We start from the raw sequence: 18,211 nt of genomic DNA, 5'->3' as shown, positions 1-18,211 counted from the left end.
GCGTGCGTGTTTGGCTGCCAACCCCTTTTCCGTCATTCCCGCGAAAGCGGGAATCCAGAAGGTGTCTCCATGGCCGAAACCTTGGGGACTCATGTCGCCGCTGACCGCGGCTCAACGCCTGGATTCCCGCCTTCGCGGGAATGACGAGAGAAGAGGTTTTGGTCATTCACGCGCCCGTATGCGGACGGAACCGTTTCGGGAGGAAAAGAAAAAAGCGGGGAGGAAACGATGATGCTGACCGAAGAACAGCGCATGGTCCGCGACATGGCGCGCAGCTTCGCGCAAGCGCGGCTGGCGCCCACCGCCGCCGAGCGGGACCGCACCGGCGCCTTTCCCGCCGATGAATTGCGGGAAATGGGCGAATTGGGCCTGCTGGGCATGACCGTGCCGGAGGAATGGGGTGGGGCCGGCACCGATTACGTGTCGTACGCTCTGGCGGTGGAGGAAATCGCCGCCGGTGATGGTGCGATCTCCACCATCATGAGCGTCCACAACTCGGTCGGCTGCACCCCGATCCTGAATTACGGCACCGAGGCGCAGAAGGAACGCTTCCTCCGCCCCATGGTGCGGGGGGAGGCGATCGGCTGCTTCTGCCTGACCGAGCCGCAGGCAGGATCGGATGCCGCCGCCATCAAGACACGCGCCCGCCGCGACGGCGATCATTGGGTGCTGAACGGGTCCAAGCAGTTCATCACCAGCGCGTCCAAGGCATCCGTCGCCATCGTCTTCGCCGTCACCGACGCGCAAGCCGGAAAGCGCGGCATCTCCGCCTTCATCGTGCCCACCGACACCCCCGGTTACGTGGTGGCGCGCAAGGAGGACAAGCTGGGGCAAAATTGCTCCGACACCTGTCTGGTGACGTTCGAGGATTGCCGCGTCCCCGCCGACCTGATGCTGGGGCGGGAGGGTGACGGCTACCGCATTGCGCTGGCCAATCTTGAGGGCGGGCGGATCGGCATCGCCTCCCAATCCGTGGGCATGGCGCGGTCGGCGCTGGAGCACGCGCTCCGCTACGCGCAGGAGCGGCAGAGCTTCGGCACCGCCATCATCAACCATCAGGCGGTGTCGTTCCGGCTGGCCGACATGGCGACACGGGTGGAGGCGGCGCGGCAGTTGGTGCTGAACGCCGCATCCATGCGCGATGCCGGCGTGCCGTGCCTGAAGGAAGCGTGCATGGCCAAGCTGTTCGCCTCGGAAATGGCGGAGCGGGTGTGCTCCGACGCCATCCAGATCCATGGCGGTTACGGCTATCTGAAGGATTTCCCGGTGGAGCGGATCTATCGCGACGTCCGCGTCTGCCAGATTTACGAAGGCACCAGCGACATTCAACGGCTGGTCATCGCCCGCGCGCTGGCGCAGGGCTGAAGGGGAGGACGGCCGACATGACGGTCATCAAGAGCGCCATCAATCCGCGCTCGGCGGAATTCCAGGCCAACGCCGACGCCATGGCGGCCCTGGTCGCCGACCTGCGCGACAAGGTTTCGGCCATCAAGCAGGGCGGCGGAGCCAAGGCGCGGGACAAGCACACCGCGCGCGGCAAGCTGCTGCCGCGCGAGCGCATCCGCCACCTGCTGGATGTGGGGTCGCCGTTTCTGGAACTGTCCCAGATGGCGGCCTATGGGGTCTATGACGACAACATCGCGGCGGCGGGCATCGTCACCGGCATCGGGTCCGTCATGGGCCAGGAATGCATGGTGGTCGCCAACGACGCCACGGTGAAGGGCGGCACCTATTACCCCCTGACCGTCAAGAAGCACCTGCGCGCCCAGGAAATCGCGCAACAGAACAATCTGCCCTGCCTCTATCTGGTGGACAGCGGCGGCGCCAACCTGCCCAACCAGGACGAGGTGTTCCCCGACCGAGACCATTTCGGGCGCATCTTCTTCAATCAGGCCAACATGTCGGCGGCGGGCATCCCCCAGATCGCCGTGGTGATGGGAAGCTGCACCGCGGGCGGCGCCTATGTCCCCGCCATGTCGGACGAGGCGATCATCGTCCGCAACCAGGGCACCATCTTCCTGGGCGGCCCGCCGCTGGTGAAGGCCGCCACCGGCGAGGTGGTCTCGGCGGAGGATCTGGGCGGGGCCGACGTGCATTGCCGCACCTCGGGCGTGGCCGACCACTATGCCATGAACGACGCCCACGCGCTGGCGCTGGCCCGTCAGGTGGTGGGCAACCTGAACCGCACCAAAGCGGTGCCGCTGGCCCTGCGCACCCCGGAAGAACCGCTGTACGACCCGCGCGAACTCTACGGCATCATCCCCAACGACGCCCGCAAGCCGTTCGACATCCGCGAGGTCATCGCCCGCGTGGTGGACGGCAGCCGGTTCGACGAGTTCAAGCCGCTGTACGGCGCCACGCTGGTGTGCGGCTTCGCCCATATCTTCGGCTATCCGGTGGGGATCATCGCCAACAACGGCATCCTGTTCTCCGAATCCGCGCTGAAGGGCGCGCATTTCGTGGAGCTGTGCTGCCAGCGCGGCATCCCGCTGGTGTTCCTGCAGAACATCACCGGCTTCATGGTGGGCCGCAAGTACGAGAGCGGCGGCATCGCCAAGGACGGGGCTAAGCTGGTGACCGCGGTCGCCTGCGCCAAGGTTCCCAAATTCACCATGATCGTCGGCGGCAGCTATGGCGCCGGCAACTACGGCATGTGCGGCCGGGCCTACAGCCCGCGCTTCCTGTGGATGTGGCCCAATTCCCGCATCGCGGTGATGGGCGGCGAGCAAGCGGCGGGCGTGTTGGCCCAGGTGCGCCGCGACGCGCTGGAGGCTCAGGGCAAGACGTGGCCGGCAGAGGAGGAGGACGCCTTCAAGGCCCCGATCCGCCAGCAGTACGAAACGCAAGGGCACCCCTATTACGCCAGCGCCCGGTTGTGGGACGACGGCATCGTCGATCCCGCCGACGCGCGCATGGTGCTGGGCTTGGGCATTTCCGCCTCGCTGAATGCACCGATCCCGCCGACGCCGTTCGGCGTGTTCCGCATGTGATGGGGGGAGGGGGGATCATGACCGATGCCGTACTGACCCACCGCGACGGCCCGGTGGCCTATATCACGCTCAACCGTGCCGACCGTCACAACGCCTTCGACGACGCGCTGATCGCGGCCCTGACCAATGCCTTCGAGAAGGCCGGGGCCGATGACGGCGTGCGCGCCGTGGTCCTGGCCGCCTCCGGCCCCAGCTTTTCCGCCGGGGCCGATCTGGGCTGGATGAAGCGGATGGCGGGATATTCGCAGGACGAGAACCTGCGCGACGCCCGCGCGCTGGCCCGGCTGATGCGCACCATCGACCGTTGCCCCAAGCCGGTGGTGGCGGCGGTGCAGGGGGCGGCCTATGGCGGCGGGGTCGGGCTGGTGGCCGCCTGCGACATCGCCATCGCCGCCGACAACGCCGGCTTCTGCCTGTCGGAGGTCAAGCTGGGGCTGATCCCCGCCGTCATCAGCCCCTATGTGGTCGCCGCCATCGGCGAGCGGGCCAGCCGGCGCTATTTCCTGACCGCCGAACGCTTCGCCGCCGACGAGGCGCACCGGCTGGGGCTGGTGCATCAGGTGGTGGTGGCGGACGGTCTGGCCGCCGCCGTGGCCGACACGCTGGCCCGGCTGGCCGAGGGTGGCCCCGCCGCCCAGGCCGCGGCCAAGGAACTCATCGCCGGGGTCACCCACCCGGAACCGGGGGTAGATGTGCTGGACTGGACCGCCCAGCGCATCGCCGCCGTCCGCGCCTCTGATGAAGGGCGCGAGGGGGTGGGGGCTTTCCTGGAAAAACGCAAACCCCGCTGGCGTATGCCGGGCGCGGAGGGCTGACGCCGATGTTCGACACCATTCTGATTGCCAACCGCGGCGAAATCGCCGCCCGCGTGATCCGCACCGCCCGCCGTTTGGGCATCCGCACCGTCGCCGTCCATTCCGACGCCGACGCCAAGGCGCTGCACGTGGCCTTGGCGGACGAGGCCGTGTGCATCGGCCCCGCCGCCGCATCGGAAAGCTATCTGCGCGGGGACACAATCCTTGAAGTGGCCCGCCTGACGGGCGCCCAGGCCATCCACCCCGGCTATGGCTTTTTGTCGGAAAACGCCGGCTTTGCCGCCGCGTGCGCCGACTCCGGCATCACCTTCATCGGCCCGCCCATCGAGGCAATCCGGGTCATGGGGTCCAAGGCGGAATCCAAGCGGGTGATGAGCGGTGCCGACGTGCCGCTGGTTCCGGGATACCACGGCACCGCCCAGGATCTCGACACCCTGGCGGCGGAGGCCGGGCGCATCGGCTATCCCGTGCTGGTCAAGGCATCCGCCGGCGGCGGCGGCAAGGGGATGCGCGTGGTGCGCGACCCGGCCGACTTCGCCGATGCCGTGGCCGGTGCCCGCCGTGAAGCGAAAGCCGCGTTCGGCGACGACAGCCTGCTGTTGGAAAAGTACCTGACCCGTCCGCGCCATGTGGAAATCCAGGTCTTCGCCGACACCCACGGCAACGCGGTCTATCTGTTCGAGCGCGATTGCTCGCTCCAGCGCCGTCACCAGAAGGTGATCGAGGAGGCGCCGGCCCCCAGCCTGCCCGACGACATCCGCCGCCGCATGGGCGAAGCGGCGGTGGCCGCCGCCCGCGCGGTGAACTACGTCGGCGCCGGCACGGTGGAATTCCTCTACGAGGATGGCCGCTTCTACTTCATCGAGATGAACACCCGGCTGCAGGTGGAACATCCGGTGACGGAGATGATCACCGGCCAGGATCTGGTGGAATGGCAGATCCGGGTCGCCTCGGGCCAGCCGTTGCCGCTGATGCAGGACCAGCTTGTCCGTAAGGGCCACGCGTTCGAGGCGCGGCTTTACGCCGAAGACCCCCAGCGCGATTTCCTGCCCCAGACGGGCCGTCTGGTCCGCCTGCGCCCGCCCGCGGAAAACGCCCACGTCCGCGTCGATACCGGCGTGCGCGAGGGGGATTCGGTCACCGTCCACTACGACCCCATGATCGCCAAGCTGATCGTGTGGGACGAGACCCGCGACGCAGCATTGCGCCGGCTGCACCGGGCGCTGGCCGATTATCAGGTGGTGGGGGTGACGACCAACGTCGCGTTCCTGACCGCCATCGCCGGCCATGCGGCGTTCAAGGATGTGGAAATCGACACCGGCTTCATCGAGCGGCACCGCGACGACCTGCTGCCGCCGCCGGCCCCGGTGCCGGGGCGGGGGCTGGTGCTGGCCGCCCTGGCCGTGCTGATGCGCCGCCATGGGGAAGCGCGGGCCGCGGCCCGTACCGGGACCGACCCGCATTCCCCCTGGCTGCTTGCCACCGGCTGGCGGCTGAACGACGACAACCACCACGACCTGCGCTTCCTGGACGGGGAGGCGCTGCGCACCGTCACCCTGCATTTCCGCGCGGGCGGCACCTATGAGGTGCAGGTGGAGGGGGAGGGCACCGTCACCGCCTCCTCCGTTTCGCTCGACGACGGCACGCTGACGGTGGTGCTGGGGGCCGAGCGGGTGCGGGCCACGGTGGTGATGCAGAAGGACGACATCACCATCCTGCCCGGCGCCGGTCTGGTGTGGCGCCTGCGCCTGGACGACCCCGCGGCCAAGGCGGCGGAGACGGAGGGCGGATCGGGCAAGCTGACCGCCCCCATGCCCGGCACCGTCGTCCGCGTGCTGGTGGACGAAGGGCAGGATGTCGAGCGCGGCGCGCCGCTGATGCTGCTGGAGGCCATGAAGATGGAACACACCATCAAGGCCCCCGCCGCCGGCCGCGTCACCGCCGTGAACTTCGCCGCCGGGGATCAGGTGGCCGAGGGGGTGGAGTTGCTGTCCATCGAGATCGAGGAGGGAAAAAAGGCATGACCATTCTTCCCGCCCGCGTGCGGATGGTGGAGGTCGGCCCCCGCGACGGTCTCCAGAACGAACCGGCGGACGTGCCGGCGGCGGTGAAGATCGAGCTGGTCAACCGCCTGTCCGCCGCCGGTCTGCCGATGATCGAGGCCGGCAGTTTCGTGTCGCCCAAATGGGTGCCGCGGATGGCCGACTCCGCCGCCGTCTTTGCCGGGATCGACCGCAAACCGGGCGTGCGCTACGCCGCCCTCACGCCCAACGACAAGGGGCTGGAGGCTGCGCTGGCGGCCAGAGCCGACGAGGTGGCGGTGTTCGCCGCCGCCTCGGAAAGCTTTTCCCGCAAGAACATCAATTGTTCCATTGACGAAAGCCTGGACCGCTTCGCGCCCGTGATGGAGCGGGCCAAGGCGGCGAAGGTGCCGGTGCGGGGCTATGTCTCCTGCGTGCTGGGCTGTCCGTACGAGGGGGAGATCGCCCCGGCGGCGGTGGCGGACGTGTCCCGGCGCCTTTTGGACATGGGGTGTTACGAGATCTCGCTGGGCGACACCATCGGCACCGGCACGCCGGGCAAGGCGCAGGCGATGATCGCCGCCGTGGCCGGCGTCGTGCCCATGGACCGCATCGCCGTGCATTTCCACGACACCTACGGGCAGGCGCTGGCCAACATCTTCGCGGCCCTGGAAATGGGGGTGGCGGTGGTGGACTCCTCGGTCGCCGGGCTGGGGGGATGCCCGTACGCCAAGGGGGCTTCGGGCAATGTGGCGAGCGAGGATGTGCTCTATCTGCTGAACGGGCTGGGCATCGAGACCGGCGTGGACCTGGACCGGCTGGTGGAGGCCGGGGCGTTCATCAGCGCACATCTGGGCAGACCTTCCGCATCCAAGGTTGCCCGTGCCCGCGGCTGCGCCTAAGGATTGGGGCCGAGGCACCCGCAAAAGGGTGGAACAGGGACAGGGAAAAGAGGAAACGGTCATGGGCTACAAGAATATTCTGGTGCATCTGGACGAGGGTGACCGCTGCAGCGAGCGGCTGGGCGTGGCGTTGCGGCTGGCCCAGTCCTGCGGGGCGACGGTCACCGGCCTGTTCGCCCAGAGCGAAAATTCCGGCCCCAGCCTGGTGGCCCGGCGCGCCAGCGACCACCTTCTGGCCGCCGCCCAGCGGGTACGGGAAGTTTTCGAGGCCGCGGCGGCGGATGCCGGCGTGACGGCGCGCTGGTGGCAGCTTTCCCATGGGGAATACGGCCATGTGATCGGCGAAACGGTCATCTGCGCCCGCTACACCGACCTTGTGGTGCTGGGCCAGCACGAACAGGGCGGCGACAACCGCGTGCCCCCGTCGCTGGTGGAAGAGGTGCTGCTGAACGCCGGGCGCCCGGTGCTGGTGGTGCCCTTCGCCGGGCAGTTCCCGGTGGTGGGCGAACGGGTCATCATCGCCTGGAACGCCAGCCGCGAGGCTGCCCGCGCCGTCAACGACGCCATTCCGGTGATGAAGCACGCCAAGTCGGTGCTGGTGCTGGCGCTGCACCCGCCGCGCGACAGCGTGGCCGATTCCGGTGAAGTGCCGCAGGTGGACATCCTGGAGCACCTGGCCAGCCACGGGATCGAGGCCAAGCGGGAACGCATGACCGTGCAGAACATCCTGCCCATGGACGCCGTGCTGTCGCGCGCGTCGGACGAGGGGTCGGACCTGCTGGTGATGGGCGGCTTCGGCGGCTACAGCGCCGGGGCCTTCCCCCTGTTCAACCGCGGCAGCAACACCCGCCACATCCTGCGCCAGATGACCATTCCGGTGCTGATGTCCCACTGACCCTTGTTTTGCCCTCGCCGGGCGGGCGCATCCGCGCCCTTGGCCGCGGCCTCAATGGCCGCCAAGAGGGGGCCGCCAAGAGGGGCGAGATCCAGATGTGAGGCTCGTTGCCGCTCAAACCGTCCATTCCCCCTCTCCCCGTCGGGGAGAGGGCCGATTTTCGCGCGGCAGCCCGAAAATCGAGCCGTCAGGCTTGTGAAACCTCGGATTTAGAGTCCTTCAGGTGCTTATTGAAGCACCTGAAGGACTCTAAGCTTTTGGTTTTCCCGTGTGATTCACGCTTCAAACGATTCCGTTTGAACCGATCACACTCTAAGGTATGGGTTCTTGCGAAGGGGCGCCCGGCCCCTTCGCGCTTCCCCGGCCAAGGGCCGGCGGCCCTTGGAACCCGGTATTTTTGTGATGTTGCGGCGCTGGGGCTGTTGCGGAGGGGGGAAACGACTCCCCGGCTGCAAAGGAGCGTCGTGATGAAGGGGCTTTTGCTCGCGACCGCGTCGGTCGCTGCGCTGGCGCTGGGGGCCGGTTCCCTGATGCGCTACAGGGCACGGCGGCGGGTTTCGCCACCACCACCGGCTCGGGAGCCGCCCTCCCACGATGTGCAGGCGCTGACCCGCAATTTCCTGCTCTATTACATTGTGCCGCTGTGGCTGATGGCCGGCGTTGCCGATTGGTACTGCCACCGCGCCACCCACATCGAAGACACCGCCGGCGCCAAGGAAAGCATGCTCCACCTGCTGATGCTGGTGGAAATGGGGGTGCCGACCCTGGCCGGGCTGTTCCTGGAGATCAATTCGCCGGTGCTGGGGCTGATGATCGCCTCCTTCATTCTGCACGAGGCGACGGCGCTGTGGGATGTGTCCTACGCCGTCAGCCGGCGCGAGGTGCCCCCCATCGAGCAGCACATCCACAGCTTCCTGGAAATGCTGCCGCTGATGGCCGCCTCCTTCGTCAGCCTGCTGCACTGGCCGCAGGTGCAGGCCCTGGCCGGTCTGCGGGATGAGGAAAACCCCGGCATCCGGTGGAAACAGGACACGCTGCCCACCGGCTACCTCGCCACCGTGATCGGTGCCATCGCCGTGCTGGAACTTCTGCCCTACGCCGAAGAACTGTGGCGCGACTGGCGGGCCCACCCTGGCCGGCTGGCCCCGCCGGAAGCCCAGGCGGCGGCGGCCCGGCAGCGGGCGGCGGACTGGCTGCCGGCCTGACGCGCGGAAAAGGGCAGGGGCGGGAGGCTTCTTCCGGCCCCCACCCCACGCCCGGTCAGTTGCGGATACCGGGGGCTTCCTGGCCGGTGCTCGCCACATATTCGGTGTAGCCGCCGCCGTACTGGTGGATGCCGTCCGGCGTCAGTTCCAGCACCCGGTTGGACAGGGCGGCCAGGAAATGGCGGTCGTGCGACACGAACAGCATGGTGCCCTCGTACGCCCCCAGCGCCTTCACCAGCATCTGCTTGGTGTCGAGATCCAGATGGTTGGTCGGTTCGTCGAGCACCAGGAAGTTCGGCGGGTTGTACAGCATCTTCGCCATCACCAGCCGGGCCTTTTCCCCGCCCGACAGCACCCGGCACCGCTTTTCCACGTCGTCGCCGGAAAAGCCGAAACAGCCGGCCAGCGCCCGCAGCGACCCCTGGCCCGCCAGGGGAAAGGCCGCCTCCAACGCCTCGAACACCGTGCTGTCGCCGTCCAGCAGTTCCATGGCGTGCTGGGAGAAATAGCCCATCTTGACGCTGCCGCCGACGGTAACGGTGCCCTGATCCGGCTCGGTCACGCCGGCCACCAGCTTCAGCAGCGTGGACTTGCCGGCGCCGTTGACGCCCATGACGCACCAGCGCTCCTTGCGGCGGATGGTCAGGTCAAAGCCCTGGTAGATGGCCCGGCTGCCATAGCCCTTGTGCACGTTCTTCAGCACCGCCACGTCATCGCCCGAGCGCGGGGCAGAGGGGAAGTCGAACACCACGGTCTGGCGCCGCTTGGGCGGCTCCACCCGCTCGATCTTGTCCAGCTTCTTGACGCGGCTCTGCACCTGGCTGGCGTGGGAGGCGCGGGCCTTGAACCGCTCGATGAACTTCAGCTCCTTCGCCAGCATGGCCTGCTGCCGTTCGAACTGCGCCTGCTGCTGCTTTTCGTTCAGCGCCCGCTGCTGTTCATAGAAGCCGTAGTCGCCGGAATAGCTGTTCAGCGAGCCGCCGTCGATCTCGATGATCTTGTTGACGATGCGGTTCATGAACTCGCGGTCGTGCGAGGTCATCAGCACCGCGCCGTCGTATTCCTTGAGGAACTTTTCCAGCCAGATCAGGCTTTCGATGTCCAGATGGTTGCTGGGTTCGTCCAGCAGCATGGCGTCGGGGCGCATCAGCAGGATGCGGGCCAGCGCCACGCGCATTTTCCACCCGCCCGACAGGGCGCCGACATCGGCGTCCATCATCTCCTGGCTGAAGCTCAGCCCGGCCAGCACCTCCCGCGCGCGGCCCTCAAGCTCATAGCCGCCCAACTCGTCGAACCGCGCCTGCACCTCGCCGTAGCGTTCGATGACGGCGTCCATGTCGTCGCGGCCGGGGTCGCACATGGCCGCTTCCAGGCTGGCGAGTTCCGCCGCCACGCTGCTGACCGGCCCGGCCCCGTCCATCACCTCGGCCACCGCGCTGCGGCCCGCCATTTCGCCGACGTCCTGATTGAAATAGCCGATCAGAACCTGCTTTTCGATGGAGACCTGCCCGGTGTCGGGCAGTTCCTCGCCCGTGATCATGCGGAACAGCGTGGTCTTGCCCGCACCGTTGGGACCGACCAGCCCGACCTTCTCCCCCCGGTTCAGCGCTGCGGAAGCCTCAAGAAAAAGGATGCGGTGGCTGTTGTGTTTGCTGACGTTTTCAAAGCGGATCATGGCAGGCGGAGTTCCGTGACGTAGGGTCGCCCCTTATGCCACAGGATGTGCGGTGCGGCAGAGTCCTGATTGCGGGCCGCGCGCCACGGCGAAGGGGCCTTCCCGGCCCCTTCCCGCATCCCCGGCCAAGGGCCGGCGGCCCTTGGAACCCGTACCGTCCGGTGGTTGTGAATCCGCACGCTCGAAACGCAGAAACGGATTGCGGGACTCGGCATACGAATGTACGATTCGCTGTCCCCGGATCTTCGGACCCGCGGGCGCCGAAGCGGCCGAACGGTTGGGTTGCCGCCCTTCCGTCCGGCCTGACCACAATCCGTCACCGCTTAAGGAAAGCCCGGATCATGGCTACCAACGACGATAACACAACCGTAACCGTATCCCGCCGTTCTTTATTAGGGGCCGCCACGGCGGCCCCGGTCCTGGCCGCCCCACTTGCGGCGGCGGAGGAGGGTCTGTCCCCCGACTCCGCCCTGCGCCGTGCCTGGACCCAGGCCGCCTATGACGCGGCGGCTTTGCGCCGCGACGCCAACCGCCTGCGCACCGCCCTGACCCGCCGCATCGGCCCCCGCGCCGTGACGTTGGGGATGGTGCAGCTTCCCGACGGCCAGACCTTCCCCATCCGGATTTCCACCACCAACGAGTTCTACCGCCTCCTGCGCCTGATCCCGGTGCCCGACCAGCCGGCGATGCAGGCGGCCTTCCCCGCCGTTCAGGACGCGGTATCCGCCACGAAAAAACGCTGGGACACCGAAGCGGCCCGCTGCGGCCTCCCCACCCTGGACCACCACGCCAACGCCGCCCACGACCGCGCGAAGGCGCTGCTGGCACGGTTGCTGCCGGTGGTGGAAAGCGTGTAGGGGGGGCTTTTGGGGAGATGCGCTTCCCCCGTCACTCTGGGAGTGGCGGGGGAGGGTGTTTGGTGGGAAGGGGCTTTGCGCCAAAAGCGGAAATTGATCTCCCGTAATCTAACAGGGCGCGGAAAAAGGCTATGCCCGGCTGGCCGGTCGTGATTCTCTCATTTCGTAGAGAATGAGGCCGGCGAGGGGGCGATGCGGGGTTCGGACGAACGCAGCGAGGGTCTGTTCAGCTACGTGAGCTGTGAGGCTCGGGTTCCGGCCAACCACCCGTTGCGGGCGATCCGGGCCATCGTGGATGAAGCGCTGGAGGTGATGTCGCCAGCCTTCGAGGGTCTGTACTCGAAGATCGGGCGGCCGTCGATCGCACCGGAGAAGCTGCTGCGGGCGCTGCTGCTCCAGGCCTTCTACTCGGTGCGCTCGGAACGCCAGTTGATGGAGCAGCTTGATTACAACCTGCTGTTCCGCTGGTTCGTCGGGCTGTCGATGGACGCCCCGGTGTGGGACGTGACGGTCTTCACCAAGAACCGTGAGCGTTTGCTGGCGGGGGATGTGGCGGCCACGTTCCTGGCCACCGTGCTGGATCAGCCGCGGGTCAAGGCGCTGCTGTCGGACGAGCACTTCTCGGTGGACGGCACGCTGATCGAGGCGTGGGCCAGCGTGAAGAGCTTCCGGCCCAAAGATGGCAGCGGTGAGCCGCCGGGGCCGGGCCGCAACGGCGAGCGCGACTTTCACGGTGAGAAACGGTCCAACGAAACGCATGCCTCCACAACCGATCCCGAGGCGCGTCTCTACCGCAAGGGCAACGGGCAGCCGGCGAAGCTGGCCTTCATGGGCCACGCGCTGATGGAGAACCGCCATGCTCTGGTGGTGGATGTCCGGCTGACGGCGGCTACGGGCTTGGCCGAACGCGAGGCGGCGGTGTCGATGGTCGAGGCCATCTCCGGCTGCCACCGCATCACGCTGGGCGCCGACAAGGCTTACGACACCAAGGATTTCGTGGCGAACATGCGCCGCCTGGGCGCCACCCCGCACGTTGCCCAGAACACCAGCAACCGCCGCTCAGCCATTGATGGCCGGACCACCCGTCACCCCGGCTATGCCGTGTCCTTGCGCATCCGCAAGCGGATCGAGGAGGTCTTCGGCTGGATCAAGGGGGCGGGGCTGCGCAAGACCCGTCACCGCGGCACCGCCCGCGTCGGTTGGATGTTCACGCTGACTGCCGCCGCCTATAACCTGATCCGTCTGCCCAAGCTGCTGACAACGGCATAATCATCCCGGAGTCCGCCTGAATGGCGGCTCCAGGAGCCTGAGGGCGCGGAAAAAGGCGCCATCCAGACCAAAACAGGCCCCGAAAACACCATTTCCAAGCTTCAGCGGAGACAATGCCACCGCATCGGTCCGTTTTTCCGCGCCCTGCTAAAGCCCGAAATGGGCTTAAACAGTCTGGCTGCTTTCAGAGTCGAAACGAAGACACCGGATATTTCGCTAAGTAGTAACTACAGATAAGTCCGATAAAAAGGCAGGTAGTCAGAAATTCATAAAATACAACATTTTATTACCTGTCCAGATGCATCGGTATATAAAGCAAAATTTTCCGTACTACTGTTGATAATGGCAATGGCGGACTGCATTGATTGGATATCCATTTCTTGTTGCAGTAATATATTTTCATTGCAACAGAATTTGCTTCCAATACCAAATAAAATTTTGTTAAATTCAATGCGCTTAAATTCATTTATCACTATAATTTTTCTTCTGTGAAATGATTTCACCATCTCAAAGTATCTTGGAGTGTGATTTTTTGAATCAAATTTTTTCCAATTTTCCATGATGTATTTTTCCAACTCTAATTTAACAAAATATTGAAAATATTTTTCAAAAATAAACATAAACAATCTTGCTAATGAAATATATGTGGCATCTGTTGCCTCAATATAGCCCTCAAATGTTATCTTAATGTTTGCGGACTCCACATCATCTAGCAAAAGAACCACCCGAAGCGGGCGATTATTGATTGGCGAGATCGATCGCAAAAGTGCCTCGCCACTTTTCACATCTTCCGGTTTTATAGTCTCCCATGGATCAAAATAATCGCGAGAGAGCCTGAAAAAATTCTGGTAAATATCCGAAAGAATGAATTTAGTTGCCTGAATCGAGTGAAGGCAAAATCTCTCTACTTCCCAGTTGTTATGGTAGAGTCGATACTCACGAACATATTTAATTTGCACGCCATCTGAACCAATCATTTGCTCTGCATCAATATCTGCGCTGAAATCAGGTCTATCTGTAAAGGGAAACATCGGAGAAATTGTAATCTCTGTACCGCCTGAAAAACTTATGCGCGTAGCTGCATTGTCTCGAATCCTTGCAACTGTAATTTGATCATGCTTTTTATCATTTACGATTTCATTTAATGTCTTACATACGTCATAGCCAATTACCGTACCGGGTATAATTTTCTTTTCCTCAATTTCGTGCGCCAGATTGAAGAGATGAGCATATAATTCTGGAGCTGTTGCGGTCAGTTCATAGAATAGTGTCCCGTTCAAAAGCTGGGTTGGAAAGAATGGGAAATATGCCTTTGCCTTTCCAGAAAAATAGCGACTCACCATATTTTGATTAGCACTCTGCAATACAAAAGTTTCCGCCATATCTTTTGCACAATAGTCAAAACACTCCCTACACCCACTCAATATATCACCAACTTTCTGACCAATAAAAGCAATATCCGCATCATTTTTTTGTGAATAATCTATTTCACTATGGAGATTGTTGTGCTTTAAAAGTGAAAATGCAAGTTTTTGCTTAATGTCATCTGCGCGTTTCATAATATATTCCTGCAGACAAATCTAAAATTGATGTTAATTTAATAATTAATTAATTTTTTATTTGATATGGGCATAGCAATAACTCCTGTTCTCTAACTTGATGATGAATATCATAATTATGATACAATAAAATTATATCCTACAAAAGTCCGTTCTTAGCCCTGTCGCGACGGTACCTGATAAGCTGCCCGCCGTAAGGCTGTCCTCTCACTACTCCGTCGCGCTCCGTCGGCAGCCAAGTGCGTGGTGAAATTTCATACAATCGGCAACGGTGCACTATTCTCGACAGACGGCAGTCCCAATGCCATCCTTTCAACGGTCTGTTACGGAGATATGCCAATGCCGAGCATTGATTTCAGCCTTCTGACACCGCGAGAGCGTCTTGATCTGGCTGATGATTTGTTGGGCAGCTTGAGTGAAGCTGATGTTCCCCTGTCGGCGGAGTCGAAGGCTGAGATTGACCGACGCAATGCCACTTTCGCCGAAACCCGCGCCCATGCCGTTCCCTGGGCGGAGGTCCGCGCCCGGCTGCGTTCGGGCACCCCGTGAGCCTTCCCGTTTTCTTCCTGCCGGGCGCCGAAGCCGATCTGCGCGAGGCACAGTCATAGTCTGACAGCCGGGTCTTTGACTTGGGGAACCGTTTCTTTTCAGCGATTGATGCCACGGTCGCCCGGATCGGGGTGAATCCGTTGCATTTTCCCGTAGTCCACGCGGGAATTCGCCAAGCGTTGGTGCGCCACTTTCCCTACGCGCTTTATTTCCGCATCGAGCCGGAGGGGGTTCGTGATGATCTGCGCCCACACCAGCCGCAAACCCTCCACTTGGCAAGGGCGGGTGTACGGTGTGATCTCCCTGACGGCCCTCACCGCCGCTCCGCCGCCGCGATCCGCCGCTTGGCGAGGGCGCGGTGAAGCTTCATCCGGTCGGCGACGGTGCGCAGCCGGCCCCTCACGCCGGGAGCGAACAGATTGTCGAGGTTGCGCCCGAACATCTCCCAGCTTCGCACCGGGCCGGTGTCCAGGTGCAGGAAGAACGAGCGCGGATACCACCCCACGCCGCCGCGCTTCATCTCCAGCGCCTTCAGGTGCGCGTCGGGCAGGCGGGAGGCGAAGGACACGTCCAGCGCCTTGCCCAGAAGGTGCTGGCTGTGCTCGGCAACGCCAAGGCTCTTGCTCGCCAGCATCGCGTTGGTTTCGGGGGTGCGGAAGGCCGACAGAATCGTCGCCTTGTTCTGGCCCACCGCGTCCATGATGTCGGCCAGGAAATCCAGCGTCCCCACATCCACCGGGCCGGTCTTGTTCGCCCGGTGGTCGCGCAGGAATTTCCCCAGATCGGCCATGGCGTCGGGCAGCGGACCGGACGCATCGCGGTAGGGGCCGTCGAAGGTCTCGCCCGTGTTCTGGTTGCGTAACGACAGGCGGCGCGGGGTGGACGGCAGCGCCAGGGCGGGGGACGGCAGCAGCAGCAGGACACCGCAGCCCATCAGCAGTTCCCGGCGTTTCACGAGCATCGAGCACATGGACCGGGACTCTCGGTCATGACAGGCCGGCTGTCAACCCATGGACAACACCAAAAAGGAGACGGGCGCCGGTGATGGCCGGCGCCCCTGGTTCCGTCTTACGCCACCGTGTCCACCAGCAGGATTTCCGCATCCTCCACCGCGGTGATGGTCAGGGACGGCTCGTCCTCGATGGCCGCGCCGTCGCGCAAGCCCATAGGCTGGCCGTTCAGCGTCACCGCCCCCTTGGCCACGGCCAGATAACCGCAGCGGTCCGGCGCCATGGCGTGGGTGATGGTCTGCCCCGCCTTCAGGGTGGCGCCCAGAACCGCGGCGTTCTGGTTGATGTGGAGCGCACCCGCCGCCTCGTCCTCCGGGCGGCCGGAGGCGAGGGGGACCAGCTGGCCCGCCCGCTCGTCCTTGGGGAACTGGCGGTTGGCCCAGCGCGGGGTGTGGCCGCGGGCGTCGGTGCGGATCCAGATCTGGTAGATCAGCGCCGGCTCCGCGTCCAGATTGTATTCGGCGTGCACGATCCCCGATCCGGCGGACATCACCTGCACGTCCCCGGCCTCGGTGCGGCCACGGTTGCCCAGATGATCCTCGTGGGTGATGGCGCCCTCGCGGACATAGGTGACGATTTCCATGTCGCGGTGCGGGTGGGGCGGAAAGCCGGTGCCGGGCAGGATGATGTCGTCGTTCCACACCCGCAGCATCCCCACCCCCATGCGCGCGGGGTCGTGGTAGTCGGCGAAGCTGAAATGATAGCGGGCCTTCAGCCAATCGGCGTCGAAACGGCCAAGGCGGTCGAAGGGGCGAAGCTCGATCATGTCAGTGGTTCCTTACCCGAGGCGGCCGCGGCCATGGGGGGCGTCGAGGTCGAGCGCCGGTCCCTTGGGCACGATGGCCGTGGGATTGATCTGGGTGTGGCTGGCGTAATAATGCCGCTTGATGTGGTCGAAATGGACGGTCCCGGCGATGCCCGGAACCTGATAGAGATCCCGCAGATACCCCGACAGGTGCGGGTAATCGGCGATGCGGCGCAGGTTGCACTTGAAATGCCCCACATACACCGCGTCGAACCGCACCAGCGTGGTGAACAGGCGCCAATCCGCTTCGGTGATGCGGTCCCCCAGCAGATAGCGGCGGGTGGACAGCCGGGCGTCGAGATCGTCCAGGGTGGCGAACAGCGCGTCGAACGCCGCCTCGTACTTGTCCTGGGCGGTAGCGAAGCCGGCCTTGTACACCCCGTTGTTCACCCGGTCATAGATGACGGTGTTCAGGGCGTCGATCTCGCCGCGCAGATCCTCGGGGTAGAGATCCACCGACGCATCGCCGACGGCGTTGAAGGCGCTGTTGAGCATCCGCAGGATGTCGGCGGATTCGTTGCTGACGATGGTGCCGTTTTCCTTGTCCCACAGCACCGGCACCGTCACCCGGCCCGTGTAGTCCGGCTCCGCCCGCGTGTAGACCTCGTGCAGGAAGCGGGCGTTGTTCACCGGGTCCGATCCCTCGGGGATGACCCAGCCGTGCTCGCGCATCAGCGGATCGACCACGGTGACGGAAATCACATCGTCCAGCTTCTTCAGCGCGCGGGCGATCAGCGTGCGGTGCGCCCACGGGCAGGCGTAGGAGACATAGAGGTGATAGCGCCCGGCTTCCGCCGGAAACGGTGTGGAACCGTCGTCGGACACCCGGTCGCGGAACTGGGTATCGGGCCGGACAAAGGCGCCCCCGGTGGTCGAGGTGTCGTACCAGCGGTCATGCCAACGGCCGTCGATCAGCAAGCCCATCGGGAGCCTCCTTTGTGAAAGAGAAGAGGGATCAGGCGGTCAGCTTGCCCGCGATTTCCGCCACGTGGCGGCCCTGATAGCGCGCACCGTCCAGATCCGCCGCCGAGGGCTGGCGCGAGCCGTCGCCGCCGGCGATGGTGGAGGCGCCATAGGGCGAACCGCCCTTCACCTCGTCCACGCCCATCTGACCCTGGAAGGAATAGGGCAGGCCGACGATCACCATGCCCAGGTGCAGCAGGACGATGTGGGTGCTGAGGATGGTGCTTTCCTGCCCGCCGTGCTGGGTGGCGGTGGAGGTGAAGGCGCTGCCCACCTTGCCGTTCAGCGCGCCGCGCGCCCACAGGCCGCCGGTCTGGTCGAGGAAGTTCTTCATCTGCGCCGCCATGTTGCCGTAACGGGTCGGCGTGCCGATGATGATGGCGTCGTAACCGGGCAGCTCGTCCACGGTGGCCACGGGGGTGGGATCGTCCTTGTAATGGGCCTTGACGCGGATTTCTTCCGGCACGGTCTCGGCCACGCGCTTCACCGTCACCTCGGTGCCGGGCACCGACGCGGCACCCTCGGCAACCGCCTGGGCCATCGTCGCGATGTGACCGTAGCTGCTGTAGTACAGCACCAGAACCTTGGCCATCCCTGTTCCCCTTTCGGTGTGGGTTCCGGCGGCGGTGTGCCGCCGGTTGGTGACCTAGAAGTAATGCATTGAAGGCGTCCCGGTAATCCGGCAGGGTGGCATTT

16 protein-coding genes are annotated in these 18,211 nt (G+C 64.5%); 10 read left to right on the top strand and 6 right to left on the bottom strand.

Annotation, left to right across the window (positions count from 1 at the left end):
• Positions 1-228: 228 nt before the first annotated feature.
• From M2352_RS11270 to M2352_RS11240, 7 genes are all read left to right on the top strand, one after another.
• Positions 229-1,365, top strand: a complete 1,137-nt coding sequence (locus M2352_RS11270; protein ID WP_264664578.1) for an acyl-CoA dehydrogenase — start codon at positions 229-231, stop codon at positions 1,363-1,365.
• Positions 1,366-1,382: 17 nt separating this feature from the next.
• Positions 1,383-2,990: a carboxyl transferase domain-containing protein gene (locus M2352_RS11265; protein WP_264664577.1), complete on the top strand. Its 1,608-nt coding sequence runs from the start codon at positions 1,383-1,385 to the stop codon at positions 2,988-2,990.
• Between the two features lie 17 nt (positions 2,991-3,007).
• On the top strand, positions 3,008-3,805 hold the full coding sequence (locus M2352_RS11260; protein ID WP_264664576.1) for an enoyl-CoA hydratase/isomerase family protein: 798 nt from the start codon (positions 3,008-3,010) through the stop codon (positions 3,803-3,805).
• Positions 3,806-3,810: 5 nt separating this feature from the next.
• Positions 3,811-5,829, top strand: a complete 2,019-nt coding sequence (locus M2352_RS11255; RefSeq protein ID WP_264664575.1) for an acetyl-CoA carboxylase biotin carboxylase subunit — start codon at positions 3,811-3,813, stop codon at positions 5,827-5,829.
• Positions 5,826-6,728 carry a hydroxymethylglutaryl-CoA lyase gene (locus M2352_RS11250; protein ID WP_264664574.1) on the top strand — a complete coding sequence of 301 codons (903 nt, stop codon included), beginning with the start codon at positions 5,826-5,828 and terminating at the stop codon, positions 6,726-6,728. The genes M2352_RS11255 and M2352_RS11250 overlap by 4 nt, the downstream gene beginning before the upstream one ends.
• A gap of 61 nt (positions 6,729-6,789) precedes the next feature.
• A complete protein-coding gene (locus M2352_RS11245) occupies positions 6,790-7,623 on the top strand; it encodes a universal stress protein (protein ID WP_264664573.1) in 834 nt (277 codons plus the stop codon).
• 467 nt (positions 7,624-8,090) lie between these two features.
• Complete coding sequence (locus tag M2352_RS11240) at positions 8,091-8,828, top strand: hypothetical protein (RefSeq protein WP_264664572.1); 738 nt, start codon at positions 8,091-8,093, stop codon at positions 8,826-8,828.
• 55 nt (positions 8,829-8,883) lie between these two features.
• Here the strand turns inward: M2352_RS11240 and M2352_RS11235 are convergent, their stop codons facing one another.
• Complete coding sequence (locus M2352_RS11235; protein WP_264664571.1) at positions 8,884-10,503, bottom strand: ABC-F family ATP-binding cassette domain-containing protein; 1,620 nt, start codon at positions 10,501-10,503, stop codon at positions 8,884-8,886.
• Between the two features lie 341 nt (positions 10,504-10,844).
• Between M2352_RS11235 and M2352_RS11230 the strand changes: the two genes are divergently transcribed.
• Together M2352_RS11230 and M2352_RS11225 are read left to right on the top strand one after the other, a co-directional pair.
• The gene (locus tag M2352_RS11230; RefSeq protein ID WP_264664570.1) at positions 10,845-11,360 is read left to right on the top strand and encodes a hypothetical protein; all 516 of its coding nucleotides are present in this window, start codon (positions 10,845-10,847) and stop codon (positions 11,358-11,360) included.
• 192 nt (positions 11,361-11,552) lie between these two features.
• On the top strand, positions 11,553-12,629 hold the full coding sequence (locus M2352_RS11225; RefSeq protein WP_264662801.1) for an IS5 family transposase: 1,077 nt from the start codon (positions 11,553-11,555) through the stop codon (positions 12,627-12,629).
• 266 nt (positions 12,630-12,895) lie between these two features.
• Here the strand turns inward: M2352_RS11225 and M2352_RS11220 are convergent, their stop codons facing one another.
• Positions 12,896-14,188, bottom strand: coding sequence for a hypothetical protein (locus tag M2352_RS11220; RefSeq protein WP_264664569.1), 1,293 nt, complete (start codon positions 14,186-14,188; stop codon positions 12,896-12,898).
• 339 nt (positions 14,189-14,527) lie between these two features.
• On the opposite strand from M2352_RS11220, the gene M2352_RS11215 reads away from it, so the two are divergent.
• On the top strand, positions 14,528-14,737 hold the full coding sequence (locus tag M2352_RS11215; protein WP_264664568.1) for an addiction module protein: 210 nt from the start codon (positions 14,528-14,530) through the stop codon (positions 14,735-14,737).
• Between the two features lie 313 nt (positions 14,738-15,050).
• On the opposite strand, the gene M2352_RS11210 is transcribed toward M2352_RS11215, so the two are convergent.
• The 4 genes from M2352_RS11210 to wrbA all read right to left on the bottom strand — a co-directional run bounded on the left by M2352_RS11210 (position 15,051) and on the right by wrbA (position 18,107).
• On the bottom strand, positions 15,051-15,707 hold the full coding sequence (locus M2352_RS11210) for a DUF882 domain-containing protein (protein ID WP_264664567.1): 657 nt from the start codon (positions 15,705-15,707) through the stop codon (positions 15,051-15,053).
• 98 nt (positions 15,708-15,805) lie between these two features.
• On the bottom strand, positions 15,806-16,513 hold the full coding sequence (locus M2352_RS11205) for a pirin family protein (RefSeq protein WP_264664566.1): 708 nt from the start codon (positions 16,511-16,513) through the stop codon (positions 15,806-15,808).
• A gap of 12 nt (positions 16,514-16,525) precedes the next feature.
• Positions 16,526-17,476: a glutathione S-transferase family protein gene (locus M2352_RS11200; RefSeq protein WP_264664565.1), complete on the bottom strand. Its 951-nt coding sequence runs from the start codon at positions 17,474-17,476 to the stop codon at positions 16,526-16,528.
• Between the two features lie 31 nt (positions 17,477-17,507).
• On the bottom strand, positions 17,508-18,107 hold the full coding sequence (gene wrbA, locus M2352_RS11195; RefSeq protein ID WP_264664564.1) for an NAD(P)H:quinone oxidoreductase: 600 nt from the start codon (positions 18,105-18,107) through the stop codon (positions 17,508-17,510).
• Positions 18,108-18,211: the final 104 nt, after the last annotated feature.

This window comes from Azospirillum fermentarium (genome assembly GCF_025961205.1).
Taxonomy (GTDB): Bacteria; Pseudomonadota; Alphaproteobacteria; order Azospirillales; family Azospirillaceae; genus Azospirillum; species Azospirillum fermentarium.
Note: the sequence above shows the minus strand (reverse complement) of the source record. Positions and strands in the feature narration are given on the sequence as shown.